This window comes from Rhodococcus sp. EPR-157 (assembly GCF_001647195.1).
Lineage (GTDB): Bacteria > Actinomycetota > Actinomycetes > Mycobacteriales > Mycobacteriaceae > Rhodococcoides.
On record NZ_LVCV01000548.1, the window covers coordinates 1 to 11,067 of the forward strand.

Annotated in this window: 9 protein-coding genes and 1 pseudogene; 2 read left to right on the plus strand and 8 right to left on the minus strand. The window is 63.8% G+C overall.

All coding sequences use genetic code 11. The annotated features are described in order from the left end of the window. From A2J03_RS24165 to ssd, 3 genes and pseudogenes are all read right to left on the minus strand, one after another. Positions 1 to 304, minus strand: a pseudogene (locus A2J03_RS24165) (secretion protein F); the annotation flags it as partial. Next, positions 301 to 1,482, minus strand: a complete 1,182-nt coding sequence (locus tag A2J03_RS24170; RefSeq protein WP_197480941.1) for a TadA family conjugal transfer-associated ATPase — start codon at positions 1,480 to 1,482, stop codon at positions 301 to 303. The pseudogene A2J03_RS24165 and the gene A2J03_RS24170, both read right to left, overlap by 4 nt. Next, complete coding sequence (gene ssd / locus A2J03_RS24175) at positions 1,479 to 2,615, minus strand: septum site-determining protein Ssd (RefSeq protein WP_082898063.1); 1,137 nt, start codon at positions 2,613 to 2,615, stop codon at positions 1,479 to 1,481. The genes A2J03_RS24170 and ssd overlap by 4 nt, the downstream gene beginning before the upstream one ends. 323 nt (positions 2,616 to 2,938) lie before the next feature. Here ssd and A2J03_RS24180 point away from each other — a divergent pair, with 323 nt between their 5' ends. Continuing rightward, entirely contained in the window at positions 2,939 to 3,772 is an 834-nt protein-coding gene (locus tag A2J03_RS24180) for an HAD-IB family hydrolase (protein ID WP_068379079.1), read from the plus strand. Between the two features lie 416 nt (positions 3,773 to 4,188). On the opposite strand, the gene A2J03_RS24185 is transcribed toward A2J03_RS24180, so the two are convergent. The 5 genes from A2J03_RS24185 to A2J03_RS24205 form a co-directional block, all read right to left on the minus strand. Then, positions 4,189 to 4,944 (minus strand): oxidoreductase, encoded by a 756-nt coding sequence (locus tag A2J03_RS24185; RefSeq protein WP_068379081.1) that lies wholly within the window; start codon positions 4,942 to 4,944, stop codon positions 4,189 to 4,191. Between the two features lie 28 nt (positions 4,945 to 4,972). Then, on the minus strand, positions 4,973 to 6,688 hold the full coding sequence (locus tag A2J03_RS24190) for a dipeptide ABC transporter ATP-binding protein (RefSeq protein ID WP_068379084.1): 1,716 nt from the start codon (positions 6,686 to 6,688) through the stop codon (positions 4,973 to 4,975). Beyond that, positions 6,685 to 7,647: an ABC transporter permease gene (locus tag A2J03_RS24195; protein ID WP_068379089.1), complete on the minus strand. Its 963-nt coding sequence runs from the start codon at positions 7,645 to 7,647 to the stop codon at positions 6,685 to 6,687. Before A2J03_RS24195 ends, A2J03_RS24190 begins: the two co-directional genes overlap by 4 nt. Beyond that, the gene (locus A2J03_RS24200; RefSeq protein ID WP_068379091.1) at positions 7,640 to 8,566 is read right to left on the minus strand and encodes an ABC transporter permease; all 927 of its coding nucleotides are present in this window, start codon (positions 8,564 to 8,566) and stop codon (positions 7,640 to 7,642) included. Before A2J03_RS24200 ends, A2J03_RS24195 begins: the two co-directional genes overlap by 8 nt. A 157-nt stretch (positions 8,567 to 8,723) precedes the next feature. Next, the gene (locus A2J03_RS24205; protein WP_068379094.1) at positions 8,724 to 10,352 is read right to left on the minus strand and encodes a peptide ABC transporter substrate-binding protein; all 1,629 of its coding nucleotides are present in this window, start codon (positions 10,350 to 10,352) and stop codon (positions 8,724 to 8,726) included. A 432-nt stretch (positions 10,353 to 10,784) separates the two neighbouring features. Here A2J03_RS24205 and A2J03_RS24210 point away from each other — a divergent pair. After that, a partial coding sequence (locus A2J03_RS24210; protein WP_331712395.1) for an acetyl-coenzyme A synthetase N-terminal domain-containing protein occupies positions 10,785 to 11,067 on the plus strand: 283 nt, incomplete at its 3' end.

Sequence of the window (11,067 nt, forward strand, 5' to 3'; positions counted from 1 at the left end):
CCACGGTCTCCAGCCCGGCGACGAGCGAGTCCACTTCCGTGTCGTGCGCGCGGCGACGGAGGACCGCGCGGCGTCTGAACGCGAACGTTCCCGCCACGATCGCCGCAGCCGACAGCAGATACACTCCTCCCACCGACGCGAGAAGCATCGCGATCACCGCCGTCGATGCGACAAGAACACCTGCGTGAGAGCGCTTTCCCATACGAAGCGAGACCCTCTTCCTGCGCAGACTCTGCAGCCGCACCCGTCGACCCGGCAACGCCAGCAGCGCCGTCGCCCATAGAATCACCCCGAGCGCCGTCACGAGTTCTCCGTGCGAGAAGCGAGCAGTTCGTCGAGTCGCGCTCTCTCCGAGTGCTTGTCGCCGTTCGACGTCCACGCAGGTGCGACCCGAACCCTGCCCGACGCGTCCGGAACGACCACCGCAATCTCGCGGAGTCGTCGCTGCCCGTCGGCGCCCCGGTGTACGTGAAGCACGATCTGCACGGCCGCACCGAGCTGACTGTGCAGGGCGGATCGACTCATTCCGCCCAGTGCAGCAAGAGCTTCGAGTCGAGCCGGCACTTCCGCAGGCGAATTGGCATGGATGGTTCCTGCACCACCGTCGTGCCCGGTGTTGAGAGCAGTCAACAAGTCCACTACTTCCGCGCCACGCACCTCGCCGACGACCAACCGGTCCGGTCGCATCCGAAGAGCCTGACGGACGAGTTGCCGAACGGTCACCTCGCCTACCCCTTCGACGTTCGGAGCGCCCGCGACCATCCGTACGACGTGGGGATGCGACGGTGCCAACTCGGCAGCGTCCTCGACGCACACGATTCGTTCGGCGGGTCGAACCTCTCCCAGAAGCGCCGCGAGAAGCGTAGTTTTCCCCGCACCTGTCCCGCCGACGACGAGGAAGGCAAGCCGGGCGTCGATGATTCGACGAAGCAGGTCCAACGCCTCCGGTTCGATCGCGCCCCGACGGGCAAGTGCGTCGAGACCTTGCGTTGTCGGCCGGAGAACGCGCAGCGACAGACATGTGCCTCCTCGGGAGACCGGAGCGAGGACTGCATGCAACCGGACACCGAACGTGCCGTCCCCGACACCCGGAAGCTGCCCGTCGACCCAGGGTTGCGCATCGTCGAGACGGCGACCGGCCGAGAGCGCCAGCCGCTGGCACAATCTGCGAACCGACGATTCGTCGGCGAACCGGATCCCGGTGCGTTCCAGACCGACACCCCGATCGACCCAGACCTCGTCGGGCGCAGTGACCAGAACGTCGGCGACCGAGGGATCGTGGAGGAGCGGTTCGAGCGGCCCGGCACCGGTCAGTTCGGTCTGAAGCACCCGCAGTGCAGCGAGCAGGTCCGAATCGCTGAGTACTCCGCCTGCCTCGATGCGGATGGCTGCGGCGACCATGTTGGGCGTCGGATCGTCGATCGAACCCGCGAGGCGATCTCGGACCCGATCGAGGAGTTCGCCGGTGACGACCGCACTCATGCTGCCCACCGTCCGCCCTGCGGTTTGCGGGCGAACGTGTCGAGGACGGCCGAAGCCGCCGACCCGAGTGGCGAGCGCCGCCCCAGCCGAAGGCCGCTCTTCTCCACCCGTCGTGCCAGCCCCGGCTCGGGCCGCATACTCGCCAGCAAGGGCAGCTGCAGCGCGTCGACGATGTCGGCGACCCGCAGGCCTCCCGGTGCCGGCCCTCTGACGACGAGCCCCACGTTCGAATTCCTGGATGTCAGATAGCCGGCGATGTTCTCGCCTGCCGCCACCGAGCCGAGATCCGCCGGCACCACGAGCACGACGAGGTCTGCGGCGTCGTGGAAGACGTCGGTTTCGGGTCCGGGCACCCGCGGCACGTCGCACACCACCAGATCACCGGCTCTGCGGCCTGCGTCGACGACTGCAGCACTCGACACGACGCCCGAACCTCCGGCGAGTGGCCCCGACGCGGCCCGACCGGACGACAACACCGCCGCGTCGCCGTGGGATGGCAGCGCCCGATGCAGTGCATCACCTGATATTCGGCCGCCCTCGACGACGAGTCCGGGCCACCTCAACCCGGGAATGTCCTCCCACCCGAGCATCAGATCGAGGCCGCCACCGTAGTAGTCACCGTCGACGAGCAGCGTTCGGACCGATGCCGACGCCGCGGACAACGCAAGGGCAGCGGCGAGGGTCGAGGCTCCTGCACCTCCTTTCGCGCCGACCACCGCGATGACACCTCCCCCGGGGGCCGCATCATCGACGTCGGTTCCGAGAAGCCGAATCAGGTCCTCCTCGTCACCCGGTAATTCGAGGACTCGCGATGCGCCGACTCCAGTGGCCGAGCGCCAATGCTCGACGGTCGCGTCATCGGAGGCCAGCACGACTACTCCGCTGCGGCGCGGCAGCCCGAGAGTTTCGATACGTCGGGCTGTACCGGCATCGAGCAGGACGACTCGTGCATCCTCCCAGTCCAACCGCATCGCCGCGTCGGAGCGATCGAACTTACCGACTGGTAGGTTCTGCTCTTGCACAACACAATCCGCCGCTGCGGCCACCCTGAAAACCTCGGCTCGCAGCTGCGCGTCATCGGTCAGCAGCAGGCACGCTCGGCCGTTGCCCGGCTCGGTTCGGTCGATATCCATGCACAGAAGCCTCGGCGCGCACTTGCATCGAGGAAAGGCTCATCTGCGAAATGTGGATGAACCGAAGGGATGTGGATGAATTACTGGACGGCCGTACCAGATTGCCTGCCCAGAAAAGAGGACGACCCTCGCCAGGGGGGGAGGAGGCGAGGGTCGTCTGGTTCAGCCCCGGGGGGTCGGGCTGAACACGTCCGAACGAATCGGACTGCACCGATACTACACCCGCTGCGCGCACCGTTTGCAAGTTCAACATTCGGCATTTCACGCACTGATCTGCATGCCACAGCCCCGGGTCGACATCTCGGGCCTCTATCCTGTAGACCGTGACCACCAGCGCCAGCATCGATGACGGAGAATCCGCCCGTCCTGTCGGAAGAATTGCAGCGTTCTTCGACTTGGACAAGACAATTATCGCCAAGTCGAGCACACTCGCCTTCAGCAAGCCGTTTTTCGATCAGGGCCTCATAAACCGGCGAGCCGTCCTGAAGAGCAGTTACGCACAGTTTCTTTTCCTGCTCTCCGGTGCCGATCACGATCAGATGGAACGGATGCGCGCGCACATCGCAAACATGTGCGCGGGATGGGACGTCGAACAAGTCCGTTCGATCGTTGCAGAAACGTTGCACGACATAGTCGATCCACTCGTCTTCGCCGAGGCTGCGGACCTCATCGCGGACCACAAGCTACGCGGCCACGACGTAGTCGTCGTGTCGGCATCCGGTGAGGAGATCGTCGGGCCCATTGCCGACGCCCTCGGTGCCGATTTCAGTACTGCGACCCGAATGGAAGTCGAGAACGGACGATACAACGGGACCGTCGAGTTCTACTGTTACGCCGAAGGGAAGGTCGAGGCGATGAACATCCTTGCCGAGGCCCGAAACTACGACCTCTCACAGTGTTTTGCCTACTCGGACTCGATCACCGATCTACCCATGCTGAGCGCGGTCGGTCACCCCACCGCAGTCAATCCCGACCGTGCGCTACGCAAGGAGGCCGCGTCGGTGGGGTGGCCGATTCTGACGTTCTCCAACCCGGTGTCGTTACGTTCGCGAATACAGGCGCCGTCCGGGACGACCGTAGCCGCAAGTGCCGCAGTCGGTTTCAGTGCCCTGGTCGCCGGAGCGGTCACCTACGGACTACTTCGCAGAAAACATTGACCGCACCCCTTGATGTGAGGGGCGACACGGGGTACAAAGGACGTACGGAAGAACGGAAGGCCAAGTTCGAACCGGAAGAGAAGGTTCGTTTCTCCCGACCAGGATTCCCAGCACGGACATCAGGCACCCACGCGGAGCGCGCCGCTGACAGGGCAGAAGCGCTGTGGGCCTGCGAGTTTCGGGAAGTAGCAGCAAGAACCCTGCACCGGTTGCAGGGATGACCTCCTACTCCACCGGACCTACGCCGAGGCCTCGCGATCGTCAGATCGTCACAGCCCACTTTGCACGCTTGGTAACCGGATAGTCCGTGCTAACGGGCGGCGAAGTCGACTCACCTCGGCGGCGTCGCCCTTTTACTTGCCAGCCCTTTTACTTGCCAGCCCTTTTACTTGCCAGCCCTTTTACTTGCCAGCCCTTTACTTGTCAGCGCCTGCAGCGTCGGCGATCGAGGTAGCTTCCACCGCACCGGCCTCGATCGCGCCGCAGCAGTACATGATCCAACTGCCGACACCGGAGGCGCTCCCGGATGCGAAGCCCTCCGCACCGCTGCGGTAGAGGTGGGGACGGCGCATCCAGCTGACCTCGGGCACACCCAGGTTGTGCGGATCCAGTCCCGACGAGGTCGCCACCAACCTCGATGCGGCGCGCGCGACGACTCCGTCCGCACTGCCGAACGGCTTCAAGGTCAACAACTCACCGTGGACGATGGCTGCGATCACCGGAGCCGGCGCGGCTGTTCCACCGGTGACGAGCTGCGCGAGAAGGTCGAGACGTTCGCCGACTCCGTCGGCGTCTCGCGGGCGGCCGAGGAGTGTGTGGTCCTCGACCAGGTCCGCCGCGGCAAGCAGATGGAGCCGGGCGAGCGCCTGCAGCGGAGCGCGCTTCCACACCGGAAGCATGTTCTGCAACGCATCACCGTCCAATGCAGCGCCGACACGGAGGCATCCCGCCAGAATGGGATCGCCGTCCTCACCCTCGCGAGGGAAATCCATCGAACCGCCCTCGAGCGCCGACGACGATCTCGCCGCGCGAACGGCGGCTTCCGCGGCAGTGGCAGGCCATCCCCGACGGTTTGCCTTGTGGCGGTGAACGCCGCCGAGAGCGTCACGTGCGCGCTCGGCAGCGTCGAGGATGCCGGGCAATTCCAGAAGCGGTGCGAGGGGGTCCGTCACGGACGTCGACGCTACCCCCTCGCCCCGGTCACGCACCCAGCGGAATGGATCCACCCGGGATGGCCGCCAGCAGCCGCTGCGTGTACTCCTCTTTCGGGTTGTCGAAGACCTCGTCGGTCTTCGCCGCCTCGACGATCTCACCGGAGCGCATGACGAGGACGTCGTCGGCGATCTGCCGTACGACGGCGAGGTCATGGGTGATGAAGAGGTACGTCAGCCCCAACTCGGCCTGCAGATCGTTCAGCAACGAGAGGATCTGGGCCTGCACGAGAACGTCGAGCGCAGACACGGCCTCGTCGCAGATGACAACCTCCGGCTGCAACGCAAGCGCGCGAGCAATGGCCACACGTTGCCGCTGCCCGCCGGACAACTCGTTCGGGAATCGCCGCATGACCGAAGTCGGCAACGACACCTTGTCCAGTAGATCCCGCACGCGAGCTTCGCGTTCCGCCTTGGTGCCGACACCGTGGGTCCGCAAAGGCTCCTCGATGGTCCGATAGATCGAGTACATCGGATCGAGCGAACCGTACGGGTTCTGGAAGATCGGCTGGACCCGACGCCGAAACGCGAACGCTTCCTTGCGGTTCAGACCGACGACGTCTCGCCCATCGAACAGAACCGATCCTGCCGTCGGTTCCAACAAGCCCAGAACCATCTGAGCGACAGTGGATTTACCGGAGCCCGATTCACCGACGATGGCCGTCGTCGTTCCACGTTCGACCGTGAACGACACGTCCTTGACGGCGGTGAACACCGTCGATTCGAACGGGCTGGAGCCACGAAGTTTGAACTGCTTCGTGAGCTTGTCGACCACGAGGACGGTGTCTTTCGGTTCGAAGCCGTCGGACGTCTCCTCGGGGATTGCTTCCTCGGCAATCTCCTTGGCATGCGCGACGATCTCCTTGCGCACAACCGACGACTTCAGCCGTTGCGAGGCCAGTGACGGCGCCGCCGATACCAGCTTCTTGGTGTAGGGATGCTGCGGATCCTGCAGGATCTCCAGTGCCGGACCGGATTCGACGATCCTGCCCTTGCTCATGACCACCAGATGCTCGGCGCGCTCGGCAGCGAGACCGAGATCGTGAGTGATGAGCAGCACGGCGGTACCGAGTTCCTTGGTCAAGCCCTCGAGATGATCGAGGATCTGACGCTGAACCGTCACGTCGAGAGCCGAGGTCGGCTCGTCGGCGATCAGTAGCTTCGGGCGTGCGGCAAGCCCGATCGCGATGAGTGCGCGCTGGCGCATACCGCCGGAGAACTCGTGCGGGTACTGGTTGACGCGCTTCTCCGAGTCCGTCAGACCCGCCTCGTCGAGGAGTTCGATCGCCCGCAGCTTTGCGGCCTTGCCCTTGGCGATGCCGTTGGCCGCCAACGCTTCCTCGATCTGGTATCCGATCTTCCACACCGGGTTCAGATTGGACATCGGATCCTGCGGAACCAGACCGATCTGGCTTCCACGGACGTCGACGAACTCCTTCTCCTTCGCGTTGGCCAGATTCTTGCCGTCGAACCAGATCTCACCCGCCGTTACCGTCCCGGTGCCAGGAAGCAGATTGATGATGGCGTGTGCCGTCGTCGACTTGCCGGAACCCGACTCGCCGACGATGGCGACGGTCTGGCCCGGATACACCGTCAGGCTCACACCTCGAACCGCAGGCACCGGTCCGGAATTGGACTGGAACGACACCTCGAGGTTCTTGATGTCGAGTAGCGGCAGCTCGTGCTCGTCGTGCTCGATGCTCATCGCTTTCTCGCTTTCGGGTCGAGAGCGTCACGTAGCGCGTCGCCCATCATGATGAATCCCAGCACCGTGATCGCCAGTGCCACAGCGGGATAGAACAGGATGGTCGATCCCTGACGCAGCGTGACCTGGGCGGCACTGATGTCGCCGCCCCACGAGACCTCGGTCGGCGGGAGTCCGATACCGAGGAACGACAGCGTCGCCTCGACGACGATGAACGTTCCCAGCGAGATGGTCGTGACGACGATGATCGGCGCCATCGAGTTGGGGAGGACGTGTCGGATCAGCGTGCGCACCTTGGACACTCCCAGTGCGCGCGAGGCCATGACGTAGTCGTTGTTCTTCGCCGACAACACTGCACCACGCGAGATGCGGGCCATCTGCGGCCAACCGAACAACGCGAGTACGAGAATGACCGTCCAGATGGTGCGGTCGGTGAACAGCTGCATCAGCACGATCGCGGCCAGGATCAGCGGAACGCCGAAGAAGATGTCCGTCAGGCGCGACAGCAACGAGTCGGCCCATCCGCCGTAGAACCCGGCGAACGCACCGAACAGCACTCCGATGACGAGCACAAGGAACGTCGTGCCGACGCCGGTCACCACGGACGCCCTGGCGCCGTAGATGGTACGGGCGTAGATGTCGCAGCCCTGACGGTCGAATCCGAAGATGTGACCAGGCTGCGGTCCCTGCATGCTGAAGTCGAGATTGCAATACCGAGGGTCAGCGCTCGTGAACAAGCTCGGGACGGCCGCGACGACGACGACCGCGAGGATGATCAGCGCCGAGACGATGAAGATCGGACGCTTGCGGAGGCTGTGCCAGGCGTCCTTCCAGATACTGGCGGGTGCTTCGTCGATGTTGACGGCGTCGGTCTGACTGACGTCGATGACCTCGTCCTGTTCGACGAAGCGCGCTTGCCGAACCGCGCGTCCGGTGTCAGGTGTGGTGGGCTCAGGCATAGCGGATCCTTGGGTCGAGCGCTGCATAGAGGAGGTCGACGACGAGGTTGGCGACGAGGTACACCACGATCAGAACGGTCACGAACGACACGACCGTCGGTGCCTCGCCTCGGATGACGGCCTGGTAGATCGTTCCACCGACGCCGTTGATGTTGAAGATGCCCTCGGTGATGATCGCGCCGGCCATCAGACCGGCTAGATCGGTGCCGAGGAACGTCACGACCGGGATCAACGAGTTGCGGAGCACGTGTGTGTTGACTACGCGCTGACGCGAGAGTCCTTTCGCCGTCGCGGTTCTGACGAAGTCGGCGCTGAGATTCTCGGCCACCGAGGTGCGGGTGAGGCGAACGATGTACGCGAACGACGTCGATGCCAATACGAAAGCCGGCAGCAGCAGGTTCACGAAGCTCGTATTGCCTCCCACCGTCGGCGGCACGATGCCCCATTTGATACCGATGAAGAACTGTGCGAGGAAGCCGATGACGAAAATCGGCACTGCGATCAGGACGAGGCTGAACACGAGGACCGTGCTGTCGAACAGCTTGCCCTTGCGCAGTCCGGCGATGAGACCGAAGCCGATGCCGAGGATCCCCTCGATCACGAGCGCCATGGCGGCGAGCTTGATCGTGATCGGAAACGCTTGTGCGAGAACTTCACTGACCGGCCTGCCGGAGAACGACATTCCGAAGTCGAGGGTGAAGATGCCCTTCATGTACAGCAAGTACTGCACGATGAACGGTTGGTCGAGGTTGTACCGGGCGCGCAGCTGATCTGCGACGGCCGGGCTGATGGCTTTGTCTCCGGCCAGCGCGGCGATCGGGTCGCCGGGAAGCAGAAAGACCATGGCGTAGATCAAGAATGTTGCCCCGATGAAGACGGGGATCATCTGAAGTATTCGGCGTCCGATGTACCAGAGCATCGGATCACCTCCTTTGGAGGAAGGTGGACATCATCGCCGCGTCGAACTCGATCGCAGTGTGGCGTCGTACGAGACACGAAGGAAGAGGACACGAGCAGGGCGGTAGGTACGAAGACCTACCGCCCTGCTCGGTCTCGTGAAGATGTGAGGAAAGAGATCAGTTCTTCTCGATCTCGTTGTAGATCGGGATGCCGTCCCAACCGATCTTCACGTTGGTCACGTTCTCGGACCAGCCGCTCGCTGCGTTGCGGTACCAGGTGGGCACTGCAGGCAGATCGTTCAGCAAGATTTCCTGAGCCTGGTTGATCAGTTCCTGTGCGGCTGCGGGGTCGGTCTCGCCGGCCGACTCCCGGAGCAGACGGTCGAACTCGGGGTTCGAGTATTCACCGTCGTTGGAGCTGCCACCGGTCTGGTAGTTCTGCGCCAGGAAGCCGTAGAGCTGCGGGTAGTCACCCTGCCAGCCCGAGCGGAATGCCGTCGGGATGGTGCGGTTGGTCGCCTCGGTACGAAGCTGCGCGAACGTCGGGTACGGCGCTCCCTGAGCTTCGATGCCGAGGGTGTTGCGGATGCTGTTGGCTACGGCGTCGACCCATTCCTGGTGTCCACCATCGGAGTTGTATGCGATGGCGAAGGACCCGGTCCACGGCGCGATGGCGTCGGCCTGAGCCCACAGTTCCTTGGCGCTTTCCGGGTCGTACTCGACGTTGGCAACGTCGCTGAGGTCGCCGGTCCAGCCGTCGATGGCCGGGCTGGTGAAATCCTTTGCAGGCGTACGTGTGTTGTTGAAGATCTGCTCGGTGATCTGGTCGCGGTTGATCGCCTTGGAGATGGCCTGACGACGCAGAACGCCCTCTTCACCACCGAAGTGCGCGAGGCGCCCCGGAATGGTGAAGGTCTCGATGCTCGCGGAGGGCTGGTTGACCGTGCGGCCCGGCAGATCGGTCTCGAACGTCGTGACGGCCGACGACGGAACGTTGTCGAGGACGTCGACGTTGTTCGAGAGCAGGTCCGTGTACGCGGTGTCGAGGTTGCTGTACAGGATGAAGCTGACGCCACCGTTGGCCGGCTTACGGTTTCCGTCGTAGTCCGGGTTGGTGATCAAGTCGATGCGGACGTTGTGCTGCCATGCACCTTCGGACGCGAATTTGTACGGTCCGTTTCCGATCGGGTTCTCGCCGAATGCTGCGATGTCGGTGTACGCGACCTCGGGCAGCGGGTAGTACGCGGCGAAGCCGAGACGATCGGGGAACGCTGCCTCGGGCTGCTTGAGCTCGATGGTGAACGTCTTGTCGTCGACGACCTTCAGTCCGGACATCGTCTGCACGGTCGGGTTCTCGGCCGCGACCTCGTCGTAGCCCTGGATGGGATCGAAGAACGAGCCCTGGAGCTGGGCGTTGGTCGAGAGTGCGCCGTAATTCCAGGCGTCGACGAACGAGTTGGCGGTGACGGGAGTGCCGTCGGTGAAGGTCCAGCCGTCCTTCAGCGTGATGGTGTAGTTCTGGCCGTCGGTGGTGTCGATGGACTCGGCGACCTCGTTCTCCACGCCGCCTTCCGGCGTGTAAGAGACCAGACCGGCGAAAATCGAGTCGACGACTCGTCCACCGGTGTTCTCGCTGGTGTTCGTAGGAACAAGCGGATTCTGGGGCTCGCCGCTCCATGCGTTGATGATGGCGGAACCGTCTCCGGATCCTCCACTGCTGGACGAGTCGCTCGATGAGCACGCTGTGACCAGCGCGGCTCCTACGACAACCGCTACCGCAGCTGCCGCAATGCGTGTTCTACGCAAAACAAATCCTCTCCTAGTGTGACCACGGGTTCGCCGTGATCGACCCGTGGGCGTCACGCCCACGGGGTTCATGTGGGGCGACCGCCGGCCACAACCCGAGGTTGTCGAGGAGTGGCAACGATCTCAATAACGAGGACTTTAGACACATCCTGAAAGGAACATGCGCACTCCCCCGTAATTCAGCTGACTGCCGAGTAGGGACGAAACATGCTCGAAACTTTTCGGCAAGTCATTTCCCGGAGAGTGAGACCCTCCTCGGCTGCGGCCGTCCTCGGCGACCTACCGTGGTACCGCCTACCGCGCCAAACCAACCGATCACCGCAGATCAGCGGGTTGCACAGCGCTGCAACGGTGCGACCGCGCTCACATGTGACTACCCTCACTAAGGCCGCAACAGCACGGTATTTGACGGACGAAAGCGAGCTATTCGAGATGACGACCAGTACCTCTGGAGCCCCGGAGATCACGGGAAACGCGTACCCGCCCTCGGCCGAATTCGCGGCGCAAGCGAACGCGCAAGCGGATCTCTACGACGAGGCCGAGAAGGACTTCCTCGGGTTCTGGGCCGAACAGGCCCGCCGGCTCCACTGGCACACCCCGTTCACCGAGGTGCTCGACTGGTCCGACGCCCCCGTCGCGAAGTGGTTCGGCGACGGCGAACTCAACGTCGCCTACAACTGCGTCGACCGTCATGTCATCGACGGCCACGGCGACC